At 72.3% G+C, this 24,756-nt stretch carries 24 protein-coding genes; 11 read left to right on the top strand and 13 right to left on the bottom strand.

What is annotated here, in order from left to right; all coding sequences use genetic code 11:
- Positions 1-8 precede the first annotated feature (8 nt).
- Together GXP74_RS37040 and GXP74_RS37035 are read left to right on the top strand one after the other, a co-directional pair.
- Positions 9-1,412, top strand: a complete 1,404-nt coding sequence (locus GXP74_RS37040) for an MFS transporter (protein ID WP_182455576.1) — start codon at positions 9-11, stop codon at positions 1,410-1,412.
- A gap of 57 nt (positions 1,413-1,469) precedes the next feature.
- On the top strand, positions 1,470-2,570 hold the full coding sequence (locus GXP74_RS37035; protein ID WP_182455575.1) for a Gfo/Idh/MocA family protein: 1,101 nt from the start codon (positions 1,470-1,472) through the stop codon (positions 2,568-2,570).
- Here the strand turns inward: GXP74_RS37035 and GXP74_RS37030 are convergent.
- On the bottom strand, positions 2,557-3,207 hold the full coding sequence (locus tag GXP74_RS37030) for an HAD family phosphatase (RefSeq protein WP_182455574.1): 651 nt from the start codon (positions 3,205-3,207) through the stop codon (positions 2,557-2,559). The two genes, GXP74_RS37035 and GXP74_RS37030, sit on opposite strands and share 14 nt — an antisense overlap.
- Positions 3,208-3,235: 28 nt before the next feature.
- Complete coding sequence (locus GXP74_RS37025; RefSeq protein WP_182455573.1) at positions 3,236-3,838, bottom strand: gamma carbonic anhydrase family protein; 603 nt, start codon at positions 3,836-3,838, stop codon at positions 3,236-3,238.
- Positions 3,839-4,317: 479 nt separating this feature from the next.
- Between GXP74_RS37025 and GXP74_RS37020 the strand changes: the two genes are divergently transcribed.
- The 3 genes from GXP74_RS37020 (at position 4,318) to GXP74_RS37010 (ending at position 7,392) form a co-directional block, all read left to right on the top strand.
- The gene (locus GXP74_RS37020; RefSeq protein ID WP_182456992.1) at positions 4,318-4,776 is read left to right on the top strand and encodes a hypothetical protein; all 459 of its coding nucleotides are present in this window, start codon (positions 4,318-4,320) and stop codon (positions 4,774-4,776) included.
- Between the two features lie 555 nt (positions 4,777-5,331).
- Complete coding sequence (locus tag GXP74_RS37015) at positions 5,332-6,279, top strand: helix-turn-helix domain-containing protein (RefSeq protein WP_182455572.1); 948 nt, start codon at positions 5,332-5,334, stop codon at positions 6,277-6,279.
- Between the two features lie 141 nt (positions 6,280-6,420).
- Positions 6,421-7,392, top strand: a complete 972-nt coding sequence (locus tag GXP74_RS37010; RefSeq protein ID WP_182456904.1) for a hypothetical protein — start codon at positions 6,421-6,423, stop codon at positions 7,390-7,392.
- 13 nt (positions 7,393-7,405) lie between these two features.
- On the opposite strand, the gene GXP74_RS37005 is transcribed toward GXP74_RS37010, so the two are convergent.
- The 3 genes from GXP74_RS37005 to GXP74_RS36995 form a co-directional block, all read right to left on the bottom strand.
- Positions 7,406-8,002 carry a hypothetical protein gene (locus GXP74_RS37005; protein WP_182455571.1) on the bottom strand — a complete coding sequence of 199 codons (597 nt, stop codon included), beginning with the start codon at positions 8,000-8,002 and terminating at the stop codon, positions 7,406-7,408.
- A 68-nt stretch (positions 8,003-8,070) separates the two neighbouring features.
- Positions 8,071-8,859: a hypothetical protein gene (locus GXP74_RS37000; RefSeq protein WP_182455570.1), complete on the bottom strand. Its 789-nt coding sequence runs from the start codon at positions 8,857-8,859 to the stop codon at positions 8,071-8,073.
- The gene (locus GXP74_RS36995) at positions 8,859-9,371 is read right to left on the bottom strand and encodes a SigE family RNA polymerase sigma factor (protein WP_182456903.1); all 513 of its coding nucleotides are present in this window, start codon (positions 9,369-9,371) and stop codon (positions 8,859-8,861) included. Before GXP74_RS36995 ends, GXP74_RS37000 begins: the two co-directional genes overlap by 1 nt.
- A gap of 361 nt (positions 9,372-9,732) precedes the next feature.
- Between GXP74_RS36995 and GXP74_RS36990 the strand changes: the two genes are divergently transcribed.
- On the top strand, positions 9,733-10,662 hold the full coding sequence (locus GXP74_RS36990) for an Ig-like domain-containing protein (protein ID WP_182455569.1): 930 nt from the start codon (positions 9,733-9,735) through the stop codon (positions 10,660-10,662).
- Positions 10,663-10,718: 56 nt separating this feature from the next.
- Here GXP74_RS36990 and GXP74_RS36985 read toward each other — a convergent pair whose 3' ends face one another.
- The gene (locus GXP74_RS36985) at positions 10,719-11,228 is read right to left on the bottom strand and encodes a hypothetical protein (RefSeq protein WP_182455568.1); all 510 of its coding nucleotides are present in this window, start codon (positions 11,226-11,228) and stop codon (positions 10,719-10,721) included.
- Between the two features lie 453 nt (positions 11,229-11,681).
- Between GXP74_RS36985 and GXP74_RS36980 the strand changes: the two genes are divergently transcribed.
- Positions 11,682-14,738, top strand: coding sequence for a protease pro-enzyme activation domain-containing protein (locus GXP74_RS36980; protein ID WP_182455567.1), 3,057 nt, complete (start codon positions 11,682-11,684; stop codon positions 14,736-14,738).
- 189 nt (positions 14,739-14,927) lie between these two features.
- Here the strand turns inward: GXP74_RS36980 and GXP74_RS36975 are convergent, their stop codons facing one another.
- On the bottom strand, positions 14,928-15,272 hold the full coding sequence (locus GXP74_RS36975; protein WP_255528199.1) for a GNAT family N-acetyltransferase: 345 nt from the start codon (positions 15,270-15,272) through the stop codon (positions 14,928-14,930).
- A gap of 30 nt (positions 15,273-15,302) precedes the next feature.
- Here GXP74_RS36975 and GXP74_RS41275 point away from each other — a divergent pair, with 30 nt between their 5' ends.
- Both GXP74_RS41275 and GXP74_RS36965 read left to right on the top strand, forming a co-directional pair.
- Positions 15,303-15,683, top strand: coding sequence for a hypothetical protein (locus GXP74_RS41275; protein WP_225448773.1), 381 nt, complete (start codon positions 15,303-15,305; stop codon positions 15,681-15,683).
- Positions 15,684-15,759: 76 nt separating this feature from the next.
- Positions 15,760-16,710, top strand: a complete 951-nt coding sequence (locus GXP74_RS36965) for a phosphotransferase family protein (RefSeq protein WP_182455564.1) — start codon at positions 15,760-15,762, stop codon at positions 16,708-16,710.
- A gap of 72 nt (positions 16,711-16,782) precedes the next feature.
- On the opposite strand, the gene GXP74_RS36960 is transcribed toward GXP74_RS36965, so the two are convergent.
- The 4 genes from GXP74_RS36960 to GXP74_RS36945 form a co-directional block, all read right to left on the bottom strand.
- Positions 16,783-17,241: an FMN-binding protein gene (locus GXP74_RS36960; protein WP_182455563.1), complete on the bottom strand. Its 459-nt coding sequence runs from the start codon at positions 17,239-17,241 to the stop codon at positions 16,783-16,785.
- 11 nt (positions 17,242-17,252) lie between these two features.
- The gene (locus GXP74_RS36955; RefSeq protein WP_182455562.1) at positions 17,253-18,656 is read right to left on the bottom strand and encodes a ferric reductase-like transmembrane domain-containing protein; all 1,404 of its coding nucleotides are present in this window, start codon (positions 18,654-18,656) and stop codon (positions 17,253-17,255) included.
- A 242-nt stretch (positions 18,657-18,898) separates the two neighbouring features.
- On the bottom strand, positions 18,899-19,198 hold the full coding sequence (locus tag GXP74_RS36950) for a putative quinol monooxygenase (protein WP_182455561.1): 300 nt from the start codon (positions 19,196-19,198) through the stop codon (positions 18,899-18,901).
- 71 nt (positions 19,199-19,269) lie between these two features.
- Positions 19,270-20,076, bottom strand: a complete 807-nt coding sequence (locus GXP74_RS36945; protein WP_182455560.1) for a putative quinol monooxygenase — start codon at positions 20,074-20,076, stop codon at positions 19,270-19,272.
- A 465-nt stretch (positions 20,077-20,541) separates the two neighbouring features.
- Between GXP74_RS36945 and GXP74_RS36940 the strand changes: the two genes are divergently transcribed.
- Positions 20,542-21,321: a protein phosphatase 2C domain-containing protein gene (locus GXP74_RS36940; protein WP_182455559.1), complete on the top strand. Its 780-nt coding sequence runs from the start codon at positions 20,542-20,544 to the stop codon at positions 21,319-21,321.
- Between the two features lie 58 nt (positions 21,322-21,379).
- On the opposite strand, the gene GXP74_RS36935 is transcribed toward GXP74_RS36940, so the two are convergent.
- Positions 21,380-21,808: a helix-turn-helix transcriptional regulator gene (locus GXP74_RS36935; RefSeq protein WP_182455558.1), complete on the bottom strand. Its 429-nt coding sequence runs from the start codon at positions 21,806-21,808 to the stop codon at positions 21,380-21,382.
- Positions 21,809-21,949: 141 nt separating this feature from the next.
- Here GXP74_RS36935 and GXP74_RS36930 point away from each other — a divergent pair, with 141 nt between their 5' ends.
- Positions 21,950-22,522: an HdeD family acid-resistance protein gene (locus tag GXP74_RS36930; protein ID WP_182455557.1), complete on the top strand. Its 573-nt coding sequence runs from the start codon at positions 21,950-21,952 to the stop codon at positions 22,520-22,522.
- A gap of 98 nt (positions 22,523-22,620) precedes the next feature.
- Here the strand turns inward: GXP74_RS36930 and GXP74_RS36925 are convergent, their stop codons facing one another.
- The gene (locus GXP74_RS36925; RefSeq protein WP_225448455.1) at positions 22,621-24,624 is read right to left on the bottom strand and encodes a glycoside hydrolase family 9 protein; all 2,004 of its coding nucleotides are present in this window, start codon (positions 24,622-24,624) and stop codon (positions 22,621-22,623) included.
- Positions 24,625-24,756 lie beyond the last annotated feature (132 nt).

Raw genomic sequence — 24,756 nt, 5'->3', positions numbered from 1 at the left:
TCTGCGTGATGCAGTTGATGGTCGTCCTGGACGGGACCATCGTCACGGTCGCCCTGCCGACCGTCCAGAACAGTCTGGGCTTCTCCCAGTCCGGCCTGGCCTGGGTCATGAACGCCTACCTCCTGGCCTTCGCCGGCCTGCTGCTGCTCTCCGGGCGGCTCGGCGACCTGCTCGGCGGTCGGCGGGTGTTCCTGGCGGGCCTGGTGCTGTTCACCTCGGCCTCGCTGCTCTGCGGAGTGGCCGACAGCCGGGGCCTGCTGATCGCGGGGCGGTTCGCCCAGGGGGCCGGTGGGGCGCTGGCCTCCGCCGTGATCCTGGGCATGATCGTGCGCCTGTACCCGGAGCCGACCGGACAGGCCAGAGCGATGGGCATCTACAGCTTCGTCTCCGCCGGTGGCGCCGCCGTCGGCCTGATCGCCGGCGGCGTCATCACGCAGACCCTCGGCTGGCACTGGGCGTTCCTGGTCAATGTGCCGATCGGCGTCGCGGCGCTGGTCTGCGCGGTGCGCGTGCTCGCCGCCGACCGTGGGATCGGGCTCGGCGAAGGAGCCGACGTGCTGGGCGCGGTCCTGGTCACCGCCGGCCTCTCGCTCTGCGTCTACGCCATCGTCCAGTCGGGCCAGTCCGGCGTGGGCCCGGGACGGACGCTGGGCTGCGGGGCGGCCGCACTGGCCCTGCTGGCCGGGTTCGTCGTGCGCCAGGCCACGGCGGCCAGGCCGATGCTGCCGCTGCGGCTCTTCGCCAAGCGGCAGACCACCGGCGCGAACCTGGTCGTGGTGCTGGTGTTCGCGGCCGGCTTCGGCTTCCAGTTCCTCAACGCGCTCTACCTGCAACACATCCTGGGCTTCAGCTCGATGCGGACCGGCCTCGCCTTCCTGCCGGGACCGGTCGTCATCGGCGTGGTCTCGCTCTTCCTCAGCGCCGGGCTGAACACCCGCTTCGGCACCCGCGCCGTCCTGTTGACCGGGCTGGCGGCCATCGCGGTCAGCCTGGCACTGCTCAGCCGGGCGCCGGTGGGCGGACACTACGCCACCGACATCCTGCCGACGCTGCTGCTGATGGGCCTCGGGATGGGCCTGGCGATCCCGGCCGTGATGATGCTGGCCATGTCCGGCGCCGAGCCGGGCGACGCCGGACTGGCCTCCGGCCTCAACAGCACCGCCCAGCAGGCCGGCGCCGCCGTCGGACTGGCGGTGCTGGCCACCCTGGCCGTTCGGCGCACCGACGCCCGGCTCAGCCACGGAGTACCCGGCATCCAGGCCCTGCGGGACGGCTACAGCCTCTCCTTCCTGGCCTCCGCCGGATTCGTCTGCGCGGCGTTCCTGGTGGCCCTGGTCGTCCTGAAGCCCGCGACCCGGGCACCGGCCCGGCCCGCCGACATCCGCGAGAGCGTGGCCGCGGACCAGCGGTAACGGCCCTACCGGACAGAGCAGTCGCAGCGGTTCCGACACACAGCAGGAGGGCAGGCCATGCCGCACAGGATCCGGATCGGCGTGATCGGGGCGGGCGCGGAACGGGGGTGGGCCCGGTCGGTGCACCTGCCCGCGCTGGCCGCGTCGCCGCAGTACGACATCGTGGCGGTTGCCGCCACCACGGCGGACAAGGCCCGGGCAGCGGCCCGGCAGTGGGGCGCGGGACACGCGTACGCCGACGCCTACGAGCTGATCGCGGACCCCGGGATCGACCTGGTGACCGTCGCGGTGCAACTGCCGCAGCGCGACGGGCTGGTCGAGGCCGTGGTCGCGGCGGGCAAGCACGTCTACTGCGAGTGGCCGCTGGCCATCGACGCGGACACCGCGACCCGGTTCCGCGACCGCGCGGTCCGGGCGGGCGTACGCCACGCGGTCGGACTGCAGAGCCGACACCACCCCGCGGTCCGGCAGCTGCGGGACCTCGTCGCCGACGGGCGGGTCGGCGAGGTGCTCTCCGCCTCGCTGAGCTACTCCCTGTCGACGCCGGACCGCTGGCCGCAGCGGTACGCGGCGCTGTTCGACGCCACGAAGGGCGTCAACCACCTGGCCGTCGTCGGCGGCCACTCGATGGACATGTTCCGCCACGCCGTCGGCGGTTTCACCGAACTCTCGGCACGGCTGACCACCCGCGTCACCCGTGCCGCGATCGAAGGAAGCGACCGGGAGCTGTCCGTCACCTCACCCGACCAGATCACGGTCCACGGCGTGCTGGAGTCCGGAGCGGCGGCCTCCGTCCACCTGGTGACCGGCGGCCCGAGGGGCGCGGGCCACCGCCTGGAGGTCCACGGCCGCCGGGGTCGGCTGCTCCTGCTGGCCGACGACGATTCGCTGGTCGGGCCCCGGCTCACCCTGCTCCATGGCCACGGGCACGACGAGCCGACGCCGCTGCCGCTGCCGGACCGCTACCTGCCCCGGCTGACGGGTGTGCCACCGGCGGTGAGCAACGTGCACCAGGTCTACGCGGACCTGGCCGAGGCCATCCGCACCGGCGCACCGCTCGAACCGGACTTCGACACCGCCGCCGCGATGCACCGGACGCTGGACGCGATCAAGGCCTCCGACCGGCAAGGGGATCGACAGCACCTCACAGGTGGCTGAGCAGCTGCTTCAGTTCACTGATCAGCGCGGTCGCCCCCGCCGAGGCCAGCCGGTCCCCCGGCATCAGGGCGGTGTAGCCGAGGACGTCCATCCCGGCCGCGCGAGCGGCGAGGACGCCGTTGGGACTGTCCTCGACGACCAGGCAGTCCGCTGGGGCCACGCCCATGCTCCGCGCGGCATGCAGGAAGAGGTCCGGGGCCGGCTTGCCGACGCCGGCGACGTCCTCGGCGCTGAACACCACCGAGGCCGGCAGGTAGCGGCGCAGGCCGGAGCGCTCCAGGGTCAGGTCTATCCACGCGTGGTCCGACGAGGAGGCCAGGCAGTAGGGCAGCTCCCGGCGCTCCAGCTCCGCGAGCAGTTCGGCGGCGCCGGGTGCGGCGTCGACACCCCGCTGGAACGCGGCGAACACCCGGTCGTGGCAACGCTCGGTGAAGTCCTCGGGGAGGGTGCCGCCGAAGCGGTCGGCGACCACCGTGTGGACGTTGCGACCGGCGTTGCCGAGGAAGTACTGGAACGACTCCGCGAGCGTCGTCGGGTAGCCGAGCTCCGTGAGGTAGCCGGAGAGCACACCGTGAGCCGTGGTCTCGCTGTCGACGAGCGTCCCGTCGTTGTCGAAGATCACCATCGTGTAGGTCATCCCGGCAGGCTACAAGCGGCCCGCCGGGTCAGAGCCGGCGGTCGTCGCTGTGGCGGCCCAGCGCGCGTCCGAACCGATCGGAGATCCCCGGCATCAGGCTCTCGCCGTCGGCCGGGCGGTCCAGGCCGAAGACGTAGCCGGGGAAGTCCAGTTCCCTCTGCGCGGCCCAGATCCCCTCGTGGTCCTCGGCGGGCAGGATCCGGAGCGGGTCACCCACCGCCACCCAGCCGATGGGGACCATGGAGTCGGCCGGCAGCACGGTGCGCAGGTGCACGACGCCGTTGACGCGGACCTCGGAGCGGGTGCCGATCCGGGCCCCGTTGAACACGCGGGTGCCCGTGGCCAGGAACACCTCGTCCTCTACCGTGCACCCGGTCAGGTAGGCAGTCGGTCCGACCAGCACCTGTCGGCCCACCCGCAGGGGGTCGCGGCGGGTGCCGCGCAGCACGGCGTTCTCCATCACGATGCTGCCCTCGCCCAGCTCCACCGGGCCGCCCTCGGCGGTGAGCACCGCGCCGAACAGCACCCGGCATCCCGGGCCCACCCGGACGTCCCCGCTGAGCGTCGCCGTCGGCGCGACGTAGGCGGTGGGGTGGACCGTCGGCGCGCAACCCTCGTGCTCAATCAGCATGGGCGCGATCATGCCCTCGCCCCGGGGCCCACCGCACACCGTTCCACCAGGTAAGACCACGGCTCCACCAGGTAAGACCACGGCGCGCGGCCGGGGCGGGCCGGGCGTAGCGTCGAGAGGAGCGGGCTGTCCCGGGGGGTGGGGACGGCCCGGGAAGGAAGAGCGTTGCGAGGGCTCGCAGCCGGCTGGAGGTCGCCCGCATGCGCCAAGCCATTCCCGCCCTGGTCCTGGTCGGCGCCGTTGCCGTCGTCGCCGGTTGCGCCTCGTCCGGCCACAGTGCGTCGGGGCCGACGGCCACGGTGACGGTTTCCGCCTCGGCGGCGCGCGTTTCCAGCAGCCCCGTCCGGGCTCGTTCCACGCCGCCCGCGTCCGCTGCGCCCGCGTCCGCTTCCACGCCGCCCGCGTCCGCTGCGAGCCCGTCCGCTGCGAACACGGTCGGGCCTTCGAGCACGGTCGGGCCTGCGAGCACGACGAGTGCCGTGGGTGTGGTGCGGGCCTACTACGCCGCGATCAACGCGGGCGACTACCGGACGGCCTGGGACCTGGGCGGGGACAACCTCGACCCCACGTACACCGCCTTCGTCAACGGTTTCGCCGGTACCAGCCACGACTCGCTGACCGTCACGGCGAGCCAGGGCGACACGGTCTCGGTCACGCTGAACGCCGCGCAGTCCGACGGCTCGGACCAGACCTACTCCGGTACGTACACCGTCACCGGCGGACAGATCACCTCGGCCCAGCTGGCACCGACCGGCGGCGGTCCGGCCACCGCGCCGACCACCTCCGCGCCCCCCAGCGCGCCGATCACGGATCCGCACGGCGGCTACTACCGCGCCGGCGAGTACTGCCCCGAGCGGGACGCGGGCCGCTCGACCGTCGACGCGAGTGGCCACACGATCACCTGCGTCCTGGAGTCCGGCCAGTACCACTGGCACTGAGGCGCCGCGCCCCACGCGCTTCCAGCGCCCGGGGACGGCTCCGATCCGGCTGCAGATCGGTGCCGCGCCGAAGCTCCGGTCGGTCCGTGTCTGTTCGGCGGCTTCCAGCAGCTGCCCCGGTTCGACCGAGCGTCCGGTGAACGCGCTTGATTCCGTGGGTAGTTGGAACCGCGATCCGGTGGTGGCCGGTCGGTGTCCGGGTTCCGTCGCCGGGGCGGGTCGGGCCGCCGTGGCCGGACGCTCCTCGGAGCAGACCACCTGCGCCAACCGCTCACCGGAGACCACCGCGTCCGGGCTCAGCAGCGGCGTCCCCGGAATCCTGCCGGGAATGCCGGTCAGCGGCTGGGCCACGGCCTGGTCCGTGGCGACACGTACCGGCCCGAGGATCTCAAACCGCACGGCAGCCGTCCCCCGTCCCGGTCCCCGGTCGGACCGGGCACCGTGCCGCCCGCCGCCAACGCCCACGAGGACGCCCGGGGCCGGATCGCCGCGGCGCGTGTGCCTATCCCCGGCAGGGGCAGGCTGCGTGGGCCGGCTCGGACCATACTCGGATCCATGAACGCAAAAGGCCAGCTCGGAGAGTTCCTACAGACGCGACGCTCGCAGCTGCGTCCCGAGGATCTCGATGTGCCCACCTATCAGGAGCGGCGGCGGGTACCGGGCCTGCGGCGCGAGGAGCTGGCGCTGCTGGCCGGTGTCAGCACCTCCTACTACACCCGGCTGGAGCAGGGGCAGTCGCTGAACGCCTCACCGGAGGTACTGGACGCGATCGCCCGGGCGCTGCGGCTGGACGAGGCCGAGCGGCTGCACCTGCACAACCTGAGCCGGTCGGCCAAGGGCCCCGGCCGTGCCCGGCGGCCGGCGCCGGAGCGGGTGACGCGGGCGACCGGTCAGGTGCTGGAGGCACTCGCGGACGTCCCGGCCATCGTGGTCGGCCGTCGCAGCGACGTGCTGGCGTGGAACCGGCTGGGCCATGCCCTGTTCGCCGGGCACCTGGACCCCGCTGTCGCGGACCGGCCCGGGGAACGGCCCAACATGGCCCGGCTGGTGTTCCTCGACGCCCACACCCGTGACCTGTACGCGGACTGGCCGAGCAAGGCCAGGGCGGTGGTGGGGAGCCTGCGGCTGGTGGCGGGCCAGTACCCGGACGATGCCGCGCTGCACGCGCTGGTGGGTGAACTGAGCGCGAAGAGCCCGGACTTCGCCTCGATGTGGGCCGACCACCGGATCCGGCCGTGCGCGGTCGCCGACTACCGGATGCGGCATCCGCTGGTCGGCCCGCTGACCGTCACCCAGCAGACCTGGAGCCAGGGTCCCGACCAGAACATCGTGATCGCCACCACGGAGGCCGACTCGCCCTCGCGCACCGCGCTCGCCCTGCTCGCCGGGGCCATAACCCGGACCAGCAGTCGGAGCAGCAGCCGGACCAGCAGCCGGAACCCGGCTACAGCCGTCACGCCCGGCGTCCAGGACCGGGCCTGGGGCCGCGCCGACGCCGCCTGACCCGACCCACCACCAGGGCACGGCCGGAGTCCGGCCGCTGCCCGAAGCAGGCCCGGACGCCCGGCGTCCCGGTCCGGGCCGTCCATCCGACCCCGTGCGCCGACGCATCGCCGGCGCATGCCCGAAAACAGTGAAGGCATCATGTTCAAGAAGCTGTCCAAGACCACCGTCGCCGTCGCCGTCGCCGTCCTGAGCGCGGCCGGGATCGCGACCGTCAGTCCCGCCTCGGCGTCGGCTGCCTCCGCCCCGCTGAGCAACGCCAGGATCGCCGTGCACTTCGACATGGCGAAGGGTCAGACACCGGAGAACATCGCGCTCGCCCCCGGCGGCGGCGAGTACGTCACCTTCGCCGAGGCCCGCCAGGTCGCCCGGATCTCCGCGAACGGGGCGATCCGGGTGCTGGCCACCCTGCCGCTGCCCGCCGACGGCGGCGTCCACACCCCGGTCCTGGGCTTCCCGCTGACCGTCGGCATCGTCCGCGCCCACGACGGCACCCTGTACTTCCTGTACGCCACCGGTACCGCCGACCTGACCGGCGTGTGGCGGCTGCGCCCCGGCGGCGTGCCGCAGCGCATCGCCGCGCTGCCCGCGACCGGCCTGCCCAACGGCCTGGCCCTGGACGCGCGCAGCGGGACCCTCTACGTCACCGACTCCGTCCTCGGCACGGTCTGGAGCGTGCCCGTCACCGGCGGCACCCCCACCGCCTGGTCCAACGCCCCGGAACTGGCCTCCACCGGGTTCCTCGGCGCGAACGGACTGAAGATCCACGACGGGGCGGTGTGGGCCACCAACCTCGACAAGGGCACCGTCCTGCGCATCCCGATCCTCCCGGACGGACGCGCCGGCTCGGTCCAGACCCGGGCCACCGGCCTGTCCGGGATCGACGACTTCGCCTTCACCGGCCGGGGCGACCAGCTCCTGGCCGCCCTCAACGGCCCCAGCGAGGTCGCCCTCGTCCAGTCGGACGGCAGCCACTCCATCGTGCTGACCGCCGCCGACGGCCTGCGAAACCCCACCTCCGTCGCCCTGCGCGGCGACACCGTCTACGTCGACAGCGCCGCGTACGTCACGGCCACCGACCCGAACCTGGTCGTCGCCCACCTGAACAGGTAGGACCGGTCCGTGGTCAGCCGGTGGAGCAGTCGCCCCAGATCGTGGTCAGCGCGCCGGGGACCGCGCTGAGGCAGCCGCCGGTGTCCGGGAAGCCACCGGTGCCGAGGTAGGTCCAGGCGCCGGTGGAGCCCTGACGGAAGTACTTCCGGGCGCTGCCCTCGTCCTGTAGGGCGACCAGCTCGTCCGTGGTCGCACCGGCGGCGGGGACGAACCTGGTCTCCGCGTACCCGACGCCCGCGCACTCGCCGTAGCGGAAGCCGCCGGGCCTGGGCTGGATGTGGTCCAGGTCGGCCACCGCGCCGTAGGCCCGGGTGACCGCGGCCTTGACGGCGGCCGTCGCCACCAGGTTCTCGCAGCCGGTGGCGACAGGGGAGGGCGTCGCGGCCGAAGCGGTGGGCGCGGGCGCGGACGCGGGCGCGGAGGCAGGTGCGGAGGCGGCCGGGCTCGGCGTCGCCCCGACCGCGGAGGCGGCCGGGCTCGGCGTCGCCCCGACCGCGGAGGCGGCCGGGGCGGCGCTGCCGCCGGTGCCGGTCGAACGGCAGGCGCTGAGCGCCAGCGCGGCGGCGAGTGCGAGGGTCGCGGCGGTTGCGCGACGCGGAGTGGGACGCATGAGCGGATTCCTTCGGGACGAACCGGTGACGGGGCTACGACTGGCGACAGGGCCTGGGGGTGTGGCGGCTACATCCCGGGCACCTCCGTTTCGGCCAGGGCGTTGCCCTGGGCGTCGTACACCGTGACCTGCACCGTGGGGTTGCCCCCGACCCCGCTGCCCCCGGCACCGTTGTCCCCGGCACCGTTGTCCCCGGCACCCCGCGCCCCAAGGGGCAGCCAGAGGTATCCGGTCGCGTAACCGGGGTGCCCGGCGAGGGTGACCACGGTGGCGCGGTGGGTCCCGCCGTGGACGGTGACCGTCATTCTGGCCGCGTCGCCCGGGCCCAGGTAGAGGGGGGAGTAAAGGGTGCCGGTGGCGTCCCCGGACTCCCGCATGCTCACCGTGCCCTGGGGCTGGTTCCCGTCGGTGACGCTGTTGCAGCTGTAGGCGCGGGTCGCGGCGGGTCCCATGCCCTCGCAGGCCCGGGCGTCCGTCAGCCGCATCCAGATCTGGTGGCCGAAGTCCAGGTCCTGGCCCGCCGGGACCACGCGCACCGTCGGCCACGGGACCGCCGCGACCGACGGCGCGGCCGAAGCCGTGGGGTGGACCGACGGGCGGGCCGAGGCCGAGGGGGCCTGCGACAGCGCCGGTGCGGCGATCGTGGGGCCCCGCCGGGTACCGTCCGGCGTGCCGGTCAGAGCCACGGCCACGGCCGCCGCCCCGACGGCGACCGCCACCGCCCCCCGCGCCCGGCGCCGCCGCCGCAGGCCGCGCTCGTGCACTCCGGCGGCCTGCTCCGCCCAGGCCGACGGCCGGTATCCCAGGGCCTCATCCGCCAGTGCCCGCCGCACCATGTCCTCGTCCTGGTGGCCCATCACTCTTCACCCATCGATCCGGTACCCGCGTACCCGGCCAGTGCCCGGTGGTTCCGCAGCTTCGCCAGCCCCCTGCTGGCCTGGCTCTTGACGTTCCCGGTGGAGCACCCCAGGGCCTCGGCGACCTGCTGCTCACTGAGGTCCTCCCAGTAGCGCAGCACCACCACCGCCCGTTGTCGTGACGGCAGTTCGTCCAGCGCCTGGAGCAGCACGGACCGCTGCTCGACCTGCGCCGTGGCCGACGGCTGGGGCCGCTCGGGCACCCAGGCCATCAGCAGCTGCCGGGCGCGGCGACGGCGCTGCCGACTGAAGCTGTTGTTCACCATCGCCCGGTGCAGGTAGGCGTCCGGTGCGTCCAGCTGCCTGATCCTGGCCCAGTGCGGGTAGACCTTCGCCAGCGTGGCCTGCACCAGGTCCTCCGCCTCGTGGTGGTCGCCGGTCAGCAGGTACGCGGTACGCGTCATCCGCTGCCAGCGCGCCGCCACGAAGGCGTCGAAGTCGACCTCCGCCAGCCCCGCCCGCGTGTCGGCACTTCCCACGATCACTGTCGCCGCCACCACGCCCTGCCCTCCCCGCGCGACGGGGCCGCACCGGCGACGGCCCTCACCTCTCTCACCACGCGGCGGCGGCAAAGGTTGCACGGCGGCGACGGCGGGCAACAACTCGAAGGCGGTGGGGTGGGGTTGTGCGCTGTCGTCCGTGAGCGAAAGAACGCAATAGGTGACCCCGGGGGTGCGCCGCCAACTCCGGGACAGGCGGCGTGCGCTCGTCCGTGCTGCCCCGCGCTCCGGGATCGGGCGCAACCACGGGCACGGGGTTACGAGTCATCCAGGCAATGGCGTATCTCTGTCCATGACATGAGCGGAGCGAAAAGTGCGACGAATCAAGCGCGGCGTCGGGGTGGCGGTCCTGGCTGGTGCGGTGCTGGTCGGCGGCGGAGTGTTCAGCGGCAGTGCGACGGCGGCTGCCGCCACGGGGGCGAGCGCGTCCGCTGCCGCCCAGCCGATGCTGCTGAACACGATCACCCCGACCACCGGATCGACCGTCGGGGTGGCCATGCCGATCTCGGTGGTCTTCACCGACCCGGTGGCGGCCTCGGCGCGGGCCGGGATCGAGCGGCACCTGAAGGTGACCACGTCGGTGCCGGTCACCGGCGCCTGGCACTGGTTCAGCGACACCCGCGTCGACTGGCGGCCCAAGGGCTACTGGTCGGCCGGGACGAAGGTCACCCTGGACGCCGAGCTGACCGGGGTCGCCGACGGCCACGGCCGCCGTGGCGTGCACGCGTACCGGCACACCTTCACCATCGGCTCGGACTTCGAGACCACCGTCTCCGCGCCCGGCCACACCATGAAGGTCACCCACAACGGCCGGGTGGTGCGGACCATGCCGATCGACGCGGGCAGCTCGGCGTTCCCGAGCTGGGACGGCACCATGGCGGTGATCGACAAGCAGCGCTGGGTGACCATGACCTCGTGCAGCGTGGGCATCACCTGCAACCCGAGCAACCCCAACTACTATGACCTGACGCTGCCCTGGGACGTCCAGCTGACGTACTCGGGCACCTACGCGCACTACTCCACCGGCGACCCGAACCCCGGCCACGGCCAGGGTTCGCACGGGTGCGTCCACCTCTCGTACGCGAACGCCGAGTGGTACTACGACAACGTCAAGGAAGGCGACCCGGTGACCATCACCGGCTCGCCGCGTGGCAAGGCCGCGGGTGACAACGGCTATGCGGACTACGACCTGTCCTGGTCGCAGTGGCTCGCGGGCAGCGCGACCGGCGCCGGGACCGCCTGACCCGGAGCTCGCCCGGAGGGCCCAACCGCAGCGGCGGTTGGGCCCTTTCGCGCGGGTCAGGCGTCCATCCAGCGGTTGCGGCCGTTGTCGGCCTCGCAGCTGATCGGGTCGCCGTCGGCGTCGGTGGTGCTGAGGCCGAGGTCGTGGGCGGAGCAGAACTCACCGGCCCGGTAGCAGCTTCCCGAGCTGGAGGTGATGCTGCAGGTGCCGTCGGAGGTGCTGGTCGAGCCGGATCCCGAACCGGAAGAGCCGGAGTCGGAGCCGGAGTCGGAGTCGGACGAGCCGGAGTCGGACGAGTCGGACCCCGAGTCGGCGTCACCGGCTGCGGTCGCCGTCACCGTCACCGTCGTCGTCGCGGTCCTGGTGACCGTGACCGTGACCGTGGCGGTGACGGTCACCCTGGGCGCGGCCGACGGCTTCGCGGTCACGGTGACCTGCGCGTCGGCGGTGGCCACGGCCGACACCGTCGGCCGTGCCCTGACCAGGGCCTCGGCCTGGGCGAGCTGGCTGTGGTCGCCGCTGGTGACGATGGCCGCGCCCAGGGCGAACAGGCCGACCCCGCCCACCCAGACCCGCTTGCGGCGGTGGAGCGGCCGCAGGTCCGGCGCCGTCGGCGGGCGCGGCGTCGGCTGTCGCCGGACCTGACCGGGCGGTGGTGGTCCCTGCGGCGACCAAGACGGACCCTGTGACATGGCACCCCCGGAGAAGGAAGTTGATCAGCGAACAGATTGTGTCAGTAATGAAAAGGCCCAGTGTGCTTGTTGTGAACCCGTGACCGAATCGGCTGACGACCGCGCGGAGCGGACGAGCGGGCGCTGCGTCGATGTGATAACGAAACCCCGGTCCCACGAATCTCAAACGACACCAGTGGACCCGAACTGATAGAAGAATTTCTGCATCAGTCATATCCGGGGGCTGTTCTGGCGCCACATCTGCGCGCCAAGAAGCACTTTGTGTTCGCTTGTGTCTCGGACACACCCCTGCGTCGACGTTGCACGAGTCTCACGAGGAGAGCCTGCATGACCGACAAGGTCACTGCGGTGCCGGGGGGTTCCATAGCCCCTGCACCCGGCCGCCGCCGCACCACCAACGGGGGTTCGCGGTACGCGATGCGCGTCGCGTTCGCCGCGTCCACCGCTGCCCTGGCCCTGGTCGCCACCTCGGCCACCGCCGACGCCGCCGGGCTGTCGGCCGCGGCCACGGCCACCGCGGCCGCCAACGCACCCCAACGGATCGGTACCGCGCCGCAGATCCCGGCCGGGGCCGTCCGCGCCACCGCGCCGTCCGGCAGCACCACCGTGCAGCTGAGCGTCGGTCTGAACCCACGCCAACCGGCGGCGTTGAAGGCGTACGCCGCCGCCGTGTCCACCAAGGGCAACAGCGAGTACCACCACTACCTCGCCAAGGGCCAGTTCGGGGCGGTCTTCGGCCCGACCCAGGACACCGTCAACCGGGTGGTCGCCGCGCTCAGGGCCCGGGGCCTGAAGACGGGCACGGTCACCCCCGACGGCCTGACCATCCCGGTCACCACCGACCTGGCCACCGCCGCGAAGGCGTTCGGCACCAGCTTCGCCGGGTACAAGCTGGCGAACGGCGCCCAGGCCTTCGCCAACACCGAGGCGCCGGAACTGCCTGAGTCGGTCGCGGGCACGGTGTCCGGCGTCATCGGACTCGACTCGCTCTCCGCGCGCTCCACGGACCTCGTCCCGGCCACGCCGAACCGCGCCGGGTCGGCCACCACCGGTGGCACGCCGCACGCCGCGGCGACCCCCGACGCCGGCGGCGGCCCGCAGATCTGCTCCGCCGCGGCCACCGCGCTGACCAAGTACGGCACCGACGGCGCGGGCTGGACCAGCGCCTCGCGGCTGGCGTCCACCTACAACCTGCCGCACACCGCCACCAGCGGTGCCGGGGTGACCATCGGCGTGCTGGAGCTGGAGAACTACTCCCCCTCGGACTTCGCCGCCTACCAGGCCTGCTACGGCACCCACGTGACGGTGAGCACGGTCGCCACGAAGCCCGCGCCGACCGCCGCCCCGAACTACGGCAGCGACATCGGCACCGAGTCCCTGCTCGACCTGGAGGACCTGGCGAGCCTCGCGCCCGGCGCGTCGATCATCGACTACGAGACCGCCAACACCAGAACCGGCACCGGGCTGCCGACCGACCTCCAGGCCATGGTGACGGCCGACGACGCGCAGGTGCTGTCGATCAGCTGGGGGAACTGCGAGTACGCCGTCGGCGGCAGCAGCCTGGTGGCGGAGGACTACTACGCCCAGGAGGCGGCCGCCCAGGGGCAGTCGATCTTCGCCGCCGCGGGTGACTACGGCGGGACGGACTGCGCCCCGCTGGGGTCGAAGTTCACGTACGAGTACGCCGCGTCGGTCAACGACCCGGCCTCCCAGCCGTTCGTGACCGCGGTCGGCGGCACCTCGCTGCCCAGCCACTGGGTCTGGAACGACGGTGCCGGTGGCGGTGCCGGTGGCGGTGGCGTCTCCAACGCCTGGAACCTGAGCCCGTCGTTCGACTACCAGACGGGCTTCGCCGGCTCGGGGTACACCAGCCAGTGCAGCGCCCCCAGCGGGGGTGTCTGCCGTCAGCTGCCGGACGTGTCGGCGCTGGCGGACGAGCAGGAGGGCTACCCGATCTACGCGGGCGGAGCCTGGCACGTCTGGGGCGGTACCAGCGCCTCCACGCCGACCTGGGCGGCGCTGACCGCCATCGCCGACGCGCAGCCGGGCTGCTCGGCGAGCGGCCCCCTGGGCTTCCTGAACTTCGCTCTCTACCAGGCCGCGAAGACCGGGTACAGCTCGAACTACCGGGACGTCACCACCGGCAACAACGTCTACAACAAGGTCGGCTACTCGGCCAAGGCCGGCTACGACCTGGCCAGCGGCCTGGGCGAGCCCGACGCCGCGAACCTGATCCCCGTCCTGTGCGCGGACGACCCGGCCGCGGCCACCGGGCCCGGGACGTACCACCCGGTCACCCCGACCCGGATCCTGGACACCCGGCCCAGCAAGCAACTGGTGCCCTCCGGCGGTATGACCAGCGTGCAGATCGAGGGCGACCCGGCGATCAGCCAGCTGGACATCCCCAGCAGCGGGGTCACCTCGGTCGTCATGAACGTCACCGTCACCAGCACCACCGGCGCGGGCAACCTGACCGCCTGGGGCTACGGCACCACCCGCCCCAAGACGTCCAACGTCAACTGGACCGGCAAGGGCCAGACCGTCGCCAACCTGGTGACCGTTCCGGTCTCCGGTGACGGCGGCGTGGACTTCTACATCACCAGCAGCGCCGCGGTCATCGGCGACATCCAGGGCTACTACACCAAGGACACCACCGGGTCGACCTACACCACGATGTCCCCGACCCGGATCCTGGACAGCCGCGGCACCAGCGGCACCAACCCGCCGATCGTCAACAACACCATCAACCTGAACGTGGTCACCCCGGGCGGGGTCCCGGCCGACGCCACCGCCGTCGTGGTCAACCTGACCGCGACCGGTACCACCGGGGCGGGCAACTTCGCGGCCTACCCCACCGGCACCGCCTTCCCCGGCGTCTCCAACGTCGACTGGTACCAGAGCAACTCGACCGTCGCCGGGCTGGCCATCGTGCCGCTGGGCACGAACGGGCAGATCTCCGTCAAGGTCGCCGGCAGCACCCAGGTCATCGCCGACGTCTTCGGCTACTTCACCCTCGGTACCGGCGGGGCGTCGTTCACCGGCGTCACACCCACCCGGCTGCTGGACACCCGTAGTTCCAGCCCGGTCGCCGCCGGCCACATGGTCACGCTGCAGATCACCGGCAACCCCAAGATCACGATCCCGAGCGGGATCAAGGCCGTGGTGCTGAACATCACCGTCACCGGCACCACCGGCAGCGGCTTCCTCAGCGCCGGGGCCGACGACGGCAGCGGCCAGCCGCCGACGTCCAACCTGAACTGGGTCGGCGCGAAGGCGACCGTGCCCAACCAGGTGATCGTCCCGGTCGCCGCCGACGGCAAGGTCGACCTGTACGTCAACAGCACGACCCAGGTGATCGCCGACGTCTTCGGCTACTACCTGTAGGCCCCAGCTGCCACCCGCACGCGACAGCGGCGCCCCGTCGACCCGAGCGGTCGGCGGGGCGCCGTGCGTGAGCTGATCCGATCGACACCAGTTCCCAGGCCGACGGAGACAGCCCAGTCCCGGACATCGGTCTGGGCCCGTGGCGTGCCCCATGAGGACTACAAGATCGGCTAGGTGGCCGCTCCTGTGTCATCGCTCGTGCAGGTCCAGGAGTAGCAGGTCGAACTCCGGGCCGCCCGGGGTGTTGCGGTAGGGGCCGACGTAGTTGTAGCCGAGGCGTCGGTATAGCCGCTGGCTGTCGGAGTTGCCGGGCATCGCCAGCAGGCTGACGTATCGGGGCGCGAGGGCGTCGACGAGTGCCTGGTGCAGGCGTGAGCCGATGCCCCGGTCCTGCCAAGCCGGGCGTACCGCCAGCTCGCACAGTCCGACCAGGTGCTCGGTGGTGCGGGCCGGTTCGGGGATTCTCGGCAGCAGTTCGGCGCCGAACCAGTAGCTCGGGGTGCAGGGGAAGGCGTAGCCGAAGCCGACGAGCACCCCGGCGGCAGCGACACCGCAGGCCCGGCTGTGCGCCGCGCCCTGGAGGACATCGGCACCGCCTCCCAGATCGTCGACGACCTCGGCGGCAACCTGACCGGCGGTACCAAGACCACTCCCGGCGAGATCCGGCAGCTGCGCCGCACCGTCATGCTCACCCAGCTCGCCGTGCGGCTGGACCCGGATGATCCGCTCACCACCGTCGTCCGCGGCCACCGGGCGTCCCCGGAGCAGGCCGACGCGATCCGCGCGGCGTTCACCGCCACCGCAGCCCTGGCCGTCCAGCTCGCCCGCGCCGCCGAAGCCCAGCTCGCCACCCTGTGCATCGGGAAGGGGGCGCTGGAGTACCTGCACGACCTGGTGCGGGCGCGTGTCTACGACACCGTGGCCCCATGGGCACCGTTCGAGTGAAATCACAGGAAAACAAGTCAAGTTGAGCTATACCATCAGATTCCCGGCAACCCCTTCCGGAGAGACGGAGGACATCGTGATCGCGTCCGACCGCGTCACCGGCACATCCGTCCGGCCCGCCTGGCCCGACGTGCCCGAGCAAGCCCGCGCCTCCGTCGAAGCCTTCGCCGGACACCCCGTCGTGCGGGCGGACACCCAGACCGGCGGCTTCAGCTCCGGCCTGGCCGTCCGGCTCACCTTCGCCGACGGCAGCCGCCTGTTCCTCAAGGGCATCGCCACCGACCACATCCTGTTCCCCCGCTACGGGGAAGAGGCCGCGATCAACGAGGCCCTGCCCGCCAGCGTGCCGGTGCCGCGGCTACTGTGCTCCTGGGAAGCGGGGGACTGGCTGCTGATGGCGTTCCAGGACGTCGACGGCCGCCACCCCGACACCACCCCGGACAGCCCGGACACCGACCGGGCCCTGGCCCTGCTGGACGCCCTGCCCGCCACCGTCACGCCCTCGCCCGTCGCGGGCGCCCCCGGCTTCGTCGACGCCGTGGGCCGCGAGTTCCTGGGCTGGCAGATCCTGGCCGACGCCGGCACCGACCTGGATCCCTGGTCCACCAGGCACCTGGAACGCCTCGCGGTGACCGAACGCGCCTGGCACAGCGACGGCGACGGAATCACCCTGCTGCACGCCGACCTGCGCCCCGACAACACGATGCTGTCCGACAACGGCGACGTCGTCATCGACTGGGCCTACCTGCACCAGGGCGCCGCCTGGGTCGACCCGGCGATGTTCCTGCCGCACCTGATCCGCGCAGGGCACACCCCGGCGCAGGCCGAAGCGGCCATGGCCACGGGCACCGCCTTCCACCAGGCACCGGCCGCCGCGATCACCTCATTCGCCATCGCGCTGACTGGCTACTGGGAGCGCAACTCCCGCTACCCCGGCCCACCTGGTGTGCCCTACCTGCGCCCCTACCAGGCGGAGATGGCCGCTGTCGGCCGCCGGTGGGTCCAGCACCGCACTGGCTGGGTCTGACCTGCGGTACCGGCATCCCGGCCCCTGCCGCAGCGGTCGGCGGGGCGCCGTCGTCTCCCCACCGGGCGGGACTCAGCGTCCGGCGGCGTCGAGGGCGGCTTGGAGGGACTGGGCGTAGCCGTCGGAGGTGAAGGTGGCGCCGGAGACGACGTCGATGTCGGCGCTCTGGGCCTTCAGCGCCTCGGCGGTGAGGACCGGCAGCGCGTAGGAGTCGATCTGGCTGCTGCGGCCACCGCTGGTCCGCTGGAGCACGACGACGTTGCTGAGCCTGCCGTCCCTGAACACCGCCTGCACCTGCACCGGCCCGTACTGGGTCTGGATCACGCTGCCGTCGAAGCCGCCGTTCGCGGTGGCGGTCCGGCTCGGCGACGGCCTGGTCCCGGCCGGGGCCGACGGACCGGACGCCACCGGCCGGGTGCCGCCCAACCCGGCCAGGGCGGAGCGGGGGGCGCTCGCGGAGTGGGCCTTGACCCCGATCAGCAGCGCGACACCGGCGGTGGTGGCGGCCAGGCCCGCCGTGATTCTGCGCATGGGCCGGACTCCTAGAGCTCGAACGCTTCGATGTGGATGCGCCGCCGGGGCACTCCGGCGGCGCGCAGCTGGCCGCTGACGGACCGTGTCATCCCGGCCGGGCCGCACAGGTAGACCTCGCGTTCGGCCAGGTCGGGAACGATCGCGCGGAGCTCGGTGGCGCGCAGCGGGTCCTCCTGCGGACCTCCGCGCGGGCCGGTCCGGGCGAACAGGCCCAGGCCCCGGTGGCGGGCTATGGCCTCCAGCTCCCGGTAGAGCACCAGGTCCTCGGGCCGCGACGCGCGGTAGACCAGCACCAGGTCCGAACCGCGGCCCGGCAGCGACTCGTAGAGCGCCCGGATCGGGGTGATTCCCACGCCGCCCGCGATCAGCAGCACGCGTCGGCCGCGGGAGCTGCGGCGGGCGGTGAAGGCCCCGTACGGGCCCTCGAACCAGACCCGGGTTCCCGGGCGCAGCCGGGCGAGCGAGGAGCTGCTGTCGCCGAGGTCCTTGACCGTGATCCGCAGCCCGTCCGGCTGCGGCGCGGCGGACAGCGAGTACGGGTGGGACTGCCACCAGTGCCCCCGGGCCAGGAAGCGCCAGCGCAGGAACTGCCCCGGCTCGGCGTCCAGCAGGTCCAGGTCACGGCCGGTCAGGTGCAGCGAGACCACACCGGGCCCCTCCTGGACGACGGCGGCCACCCGCACCCGGTGCCGCAGCGAGCGCCACAGCGGCAGCAGGATCCGGAACAGCACCACCGCGGCGCCGACCACGACGTGCGCGGCCGACCACAGCACCCGGTTGCGCAGCGAGGCGGAGAACTCGGTGCCGACCGCGAACTCGTGCGCGAAGGCCAGGCCGATCGCCGGGTACACCAGCAGGTGGATGTGGTACCAGGACTCGTACGACAGCTTGCGGCGCACCGCGCGCGCCGAGACCGCGCCGACCAGCAGCAGCAGTCCGAGGGCGATCGCGGAGAGCCACACGTCGGTGTAGTCCACCAGGACGCCGACGGTCTCCGCGAGCGGGTTCGTCCCGCTCTGCCAGGCGTAGCCGACGATCAGCAGCAGGGCGTGCGCGCAGACCAGGACCACGGTGTACTCGCCGAGCGAGCGGTGGTAGCGGGCGACCACGTCGGAGCCGACCCGGTTCTCCAGCCAGGGCACCCGGGCCATCAGCGCGACCAGCACCAGCAGCAGGTACGCGGCGAGCAGCCCGGCGACGCTCCCGGCCGCGATCAGGCAGGCGGAGGCGCTGCCCAGGGATCCGGCGATGGTGTTCTGCCACCAGAGGAACAGCACCGGCGGTACACCGGCGCAGATCACCAGCGGCAGCGCGGCCGACCAGGGTGATCCGGCGGGAAGCGCGGCGAGCGGTGACGGCGGCGCCGAACGGTGCCGGGGACGTCCGCTCGCGGGTGCGCTCACTGGTGGCATGAGCTGCCCCCATCATGGTGCGAGGAAGTGACTCGGCCACTCTCGCCGTTCGGGCCTAACAGCGCGGTAACAGCGGTGGCGACCGGTCGCGAACAGCGGGGGCGACCGGTCGCGGCGACGACGCCCCGGGTCGGCGCCGGTCCGGTCCGGCGTCGTCGCCCTCGGAAACGCGCGAACCCCGCCGTCCCGGCCCCGGCGGTGGCCGGGGACGGTGACGGCGGGGCGGATCGCCGCGGGGCGACTCAGGCGTTGTCCTCGACCCGGGTGCCCTTGATCAGCCAGGTCGGTCCCTCGGCGAACTTGTCGATGATCGCGAAGAACTTCACGAACGGCTCGCCCTTGCAGTGGACGTCGAAGGCCTCTTCGTCGTCGTACGCCTCGTTCAGGTAGAAGCGGTTGGGGTTCTCGCTGTCGACGATCAGCTCGAAGCGCTGGGTGCCCGGCTCGCTCGCGTTGGAGTCGCGGCCGTCCTCCAGGGCGGCGGCGATGAACTCCTCGCGGCGGTCGGCGGGGACGTCGAAGCTGACGGCAATGTGGTACATGGGGCTCTCTTCTCTGGATTCCGGAAGGGTGTTGTCGGACGGGTGGTGCGGGGCGGTCGGCTCTGGGGCGCTCAGCGCTGGTTGGGCAGGGTGAAGCCGCCGGGCTCGCCGAATCCGTTGCCGGAGAGCGTGGCGTTGGTGATGGTGAAGGTCGCGGTCACGTTGAACTGCGCGACCAGGGCCAGGAACGCCTTCGCCGGGCCGTCGCTCACGTGGGCGTTGAACGCGTCCACGCTGGTGAAGGTCTCCAGGAAGACGAAGCGGCCGGGGTCCGTCGGGTCGGGGACGCAGTGGAAGCCGAGGGTGCCCGGTTCGTTGGTCAGCGAGCCGTAGGCGTCCGCCTGGATGCTGGCCACGAACGGGGCGCGGTCCTGTACCGGGACCTCGTCCACGGCCACGACCGAGTAGACGCTGCCGTCGTCGCCGTGCGACGCCGCGGTCCGGCCGTCGCTGCTCAGCGGCTCCAGGGAGGTACCGGCGATGGTGTAGTCGGGGCCCTTGACGCCGCTGCGCGCCGCGACGGCGCGGAACGCGTGCTCGGCGCCGCCGCGCAGGTGGGACTCGAAGGCGCGGCGGTCGGTGAAGGTCTCGGTGATCACGATCCGGGTCGTGTCCTCCGGGTCCGGGATCACGTGGAAGGCCAGCGTGCCCGGCTCGTGCTTCAGCGACTCGTAGCCGTCCTTCTGCGCGGCGGCGACGACCGCGGCGCGCGCGGCGGCCGGGATGTCCTGGTAGGAGGTGACGACGTTGAAGGAGACGCCGCTGTCACCGCGGTTCGGCTCGATGGAGGGCGCGGTGGTGCTCGCCATGGCTGACGGGGCGGCCATCAGCAGCGAGGCGCCCAGGGCGACCGGAAACAGCAGCTTACGGATCTTCATCTCAGGCTTTCCTTGGCCGAGTTGGATGGGCCGGATGAGCAGCACAGGCCGGACAGAGCGGAGTTGACGCTGGTGAGGTGGGGCGAGCGGGAGAGCAGCAGAGGCCGTGGCGGCCGGGTGGTGCGGTGCGGTGCGAGAGGGGTGACGTGGTGCTGACCCGGTCGGCGTGGGGGCCGACCGAGTGAATCCGGAGCAACTCCGGTACGCGTTCGAAGGTGCGGCCATGCGTGACGCCTGTGCCACGCCACGCACCGGGCACCTCCAGTCCGGTTGTGGACTACTCTACATCCTCAGATGACCATAAGATCTCGAATAGTGCGCGTCAAGTTCCCTCATGAAAGAGGTCGAACATCGGGATTCCGCTGCGCCCCGGTGAACAGTCAGCTGAACAGCCCGGCGAAGAACCGAGCGGCCGGGGCGGTGTGGGTACGATCGGGGCCGACCCGAGCGAGCGAGGGAACCAGCGTGCAGATCAGCTACGTGTGCCAGGCCAGTCCCGACGTCGCCGCCAACGAGGACTTCGTGGTCGCCTCGGAGCGGTTCGTGGTGGTGCTGGACGGCGCCACCGACAGCGGACTGCCCAACGGCTGCGCGCACGACGTGGCCTGGCTGGCCCGGCGGCTCGGCGGCCGGCTCGCGGAGCTGCTGGTCGAGCGGCCGGACCTGCCGCTGCGCGAGGCGCTGCGGCAGGGGATCACCGCCACCCGGGCGCTGCACCCGGAGTGCGACCTGGACAACCCCAACAGCCCCTCCAGCACCGTCGCCATCGTCCGCGCGCACGCCGGGACGCTGGACTGCCTGGTCCTGGCCGACTCGCCGCTGGTGGTGCAGACCCGCGACGGCGAGCTGCGGGAGCTCAACGACGACCGGACCTCGCACCTGCCCGCCTACGGCCGGGAGGCGGTCTCCCGGCTGCGCAACAGCGACCAGGGGTTCTGGGTGGCCAGTACCCGGCCCGAGGCCGCCGACCGGGCGCTGACCGCCGCCGTACCGCTGTCCCGGGTGCGGCGGTTCGCGCTGGTCACCGACGGCGTCTCGCGGCTGGTCGAGCGGTACGGCTGGAGCTGGCCGCGGCTGCTCGACACGCTGGAGCAGCAGGGCCCGGCGGCGGCCGTGCGCGCGGTCCGCGCGGCGGAGCTGGCCGACCCGCCGGGGACCTTCAAGGGCAAGCGCCACGACGACGCGACCGCCGCCTTCGGCCTGCTGGAACCGGGGCCGGAGTCGCGGCCCGGGCCCGCCGCCTGATCAGGCGTTGAGGTAGGCGAGGACCGCTACCGCGACCGCGCTGCGCACCGAGTAGCGGCTACGGCCGCGGGTGCGACCCGCCAGGCGGGGCAGCCGGAACAGCCGGGGCAGCCGGAACAGCCGGGGCGGCCGGGACAGCCGGGGCGGCGAGGGCCAGGGCGGTGCCGAGGGTCTGGTCCGCCAGCTGGTACCGGATCACCCGGCCGTCGCGGATGCCGACGACCGCCTGGGCGGTCTTCAGCAGCCGCAGCGCCTGGGACACGGTGGTGGCGTTCATCCCGGTGGCCAGCGCCAGGTCGGTGACGCTGATCGGACCGGCGTGCCGGATGCAGAGCAGCAGCGCCAGCCGGTTGGGGTCGCTCAGCAGCGAGAAGCGGGCGGCCCAGGCCGCCACCTGCCGCGGGTCGCCGAGCCCTTCGATGGCCTCGCAGGCCCGGTGCTCGTCGATGGACGGCTGCTGAGCCCGCTCGGCCGGCACGAGATGCATGCCACCACCTTCTCACATCCCACCAATACATCAACAACTATGCAGGTGTACAGGGGCTCTCGGATGGCGAAATGGTTCTTATCATGACATAAAGGTCGAACCTGCACGGTCTGCGTTGGTGCCTCACCATAAGGAACCGCCATGTCCTATGGAGCCCCGCCGGAAGATCCCCCCTTCGTCGCGGCGCTGACCAAGGCCGCCTGGCCGGTCGCGCTCGGCCTCGGCATCGCCACCGTGCTGCTGGGCGTCTGCGCCCTGGTGTGGCCGGGGAAGACCGTGGTGGTGGTCGCCGTGCTGTTCGGCATCTACCTGCTGATCAGCGGCGTCCTGCAGTTCGTGGAGGCGTTCAGCCACCGCTTCAGCGGCGGCACGCGGGTGCTGATGTTCGCCAGCGGCACGCTGTCGGTGATGCTGGGGCTGCTCTGCTTCCGGGGCGCGGAGCAGTCGGTGGTGCTGCTCGGCCTGTGGATCGGCATCGGCTGGCTGTTCCGGGGGTTCACCGAGCTGGCGGCGGCGATGACCGTGCACAACCTGCCCGGCCGGGGCTGGATGGTCTTCTTCGGGATCGTCGGCGTGATCGCCGGGATGGTCCTGATCGTCTCGCCGGTCACCAGCGTCGTGGTGCTGGCCGTGCTCGCCGGGTGGTGGCTGCTGGCGCTCGGCCTGTTCGAGGTCTACACCGCCTTCCGGCTCCGGGAGTCGGCGAAGGGCTGACGGCCGGACCGGGGACAGCTCCCCGCTCCGGCCGCCGCTTGCCCGCCTACTTTCCTGCCTTACGTCCCTGCCTCACGTTCCTGCCTTACGTCGCTGCCTTACTTCGCGGCTGACTTCCCGCCCAGCGAGGCCTGCAGCGCGCCCGCCAGGATCGCGCTGCCGCTCATGTCCAGCGCGGGCTCGCTGCTCTGCCAGGAGCGGACGTCGTCCACGTACTCGCCGCCGTGCCCGGTGAAGGCCGTGAACGAGTCGTTCTCGCACTTCACCATGCCGGTCAGCAGGCCGCCCAGGCCGCCGCTGAAGTTGTCCGTGCCGTTGGGGCCGTTGACCACGGCGCCGGTGTCGATCGCGCCGGTGCCGTTGCCGGAGCCGGAGATGTTGGGGATCTGCGAGCCCATGCAGTCCGGGAAGGTGGTGCCCTCGCCGACCATGAAGCTGGTACCCCAGGCGTTGTCGCCGAGCAGCCAGTCCCGCTGCTCGTTGGCGAAGGCCGCGTACTCGGTGTCCCCGCTGGCCTTCTGGTAGAGCGCCTCGGTGGAGATGAAGCCGAAGGTGTGCGAGTCCACGTCGAAGTTGGTGTAGTCACCGCCCTCGTGGAAGATGTCGGCGGCCGAGGCCTTCACCGCTCCGGCGAGCTGCGCCTTGAGGTTGGCCACCAGCGCCGCCGGGGTGACCGCCAGCCCGCTCGGGTCGCCCGCGTTCCTCAGCGCGGTGACCAGGTCGGCGTGGGCGATCGCGCTGACGTCGTACAGGTTCAGCGTGTCCTGTCCCGAGTCCTTCTTGATGTAGTCGGCGGCCCAGGTGGCGGCCTGGGTCAGGTACGGCCTGGAGGTGGCGGCGGAGTCGCCGAGCGCCTGCTGGGCGAGGGCGATCTCGGTGGCGCCGAGTTCCATCGCGTCGTGCCAGATCGACTCCGGGTAGTAGGCCTCCGGGTCGGCGGTCTCCAGGGTGCCGCTGGGGCTGGTGTTGGCCTGGGCGTAGAGGGAGGTGGCGTTCGCTAGCTCGGCCGCGGCGTCCTTGGTGTGCCCGGCCTTGGCGTCGGCCTGGGCGGCGAAGGCGAAGGCGGCGGCGACCCGGCCGACCACGTCCGGGTCGATCTTGGCGCCCGGCGCGGCGGCCTCGAACACCGGCCGGTTCTTCGCCGCGTACACGTCGTACGACGACTTGTCCGAGTCGTCGGCCTGCGGCAGCCGCCACAGGTCGTGGTCGCCGCCGTAGCTGGTCTCGTTGCCCTCGCCGATGCCGACCTGGAGGTACAGCGTCCTGGTCGACCGGTTGTACATCTTGTTGAGCCAGCTGGTGCCGTACTGCGCCTCGGTGGTGAGCGAGGCCGGGGCGGACGCGCCGAGTGCCCGGGCCGAGGCGTAGAGCAGGTCGTCGCCGTAGGAGGCGGTGAAGGTGAACTTCAGGTAGTCGCCCGCGTCGAACCAGCCGCCCTCGACGTTCACCGGCTTGGCCCCGGCGACCGGCTTCAGGTTGCCGCTGATCTCGTCGCCGGTACCGCCGTTGCTGTTCGCGATGAAGTCCGGCGTCTGGTAGACGGTGGCGTGGGCGTCGTTGAGGTGCGCGGGCTTGCGCTTCAGCGGACCGGCGATCACATCCGAGCCGTCGCGCTGGTTCTGATAGAAGTTCACCCCGGCGGTGACCAGGCCCTGGTAGAGGGTGGCCGGGTTCTCGACGGTGAACCTGTCCGAGGTCAGGCTCAGCGGGCCGGTGGTCACCAGGCGGTAGCTCCCGGCGGTGGTCAGCGCGGAGAAGTCGATCGGGTAGACGTCCGGGTAGGCCGAGTTCCAGGAGCCCCGGCTGGTGCCGCCGACCTTGCCGCTGGCGACGGTCTTCCCGGCCGCGTCGACCACCCGGTAGCTCTCGCCGCTGACCTTGCCGCCGGCCATCAGGTAGCCGATCTTGGTGTCGCCGGTGCCGTAGCCCAACTGGTCCACCCGCAGCTGGCCGGCGGTCGCGGCCTGCGCGGACGCCAGCGGTACCACCGCCGTGGCCACCAGTCCGGTGCCCACGGCCAGGGCCAGCAGCGTCCGCCGGTCCGGACGCCGTCCGCTGCGGCGGCGGTTCGGGGTGCTGCTGGCGCGCGTCGACGGTCTCACTGCGGACTCCCTGGATCATCCAAAGATGATTAGTTAACTTTCCTTACATGTTGGCTCGGCACGCTAGTGCGCCGACCGGAGACCGTCAAGGGTGCGGACCCGTTTGCCTCGTCCTGGTTCAAGGCCTTTCTC

It is taken from the genome of Streptacidiphilus sp. P02-A3a (assembly GCF_014084105.1).
In the GTDB taxonomy this organism is placed as follows: Bacteria; Actinomycetota; Actinomycetes; order Streptomycetales; family Streptomycetaceae; genus Streptacidiphilus.
Note: the sequence above shows the minus strand (reverse complement) of the source record. Positions and strands in the feature narration are given on the sequence as shown.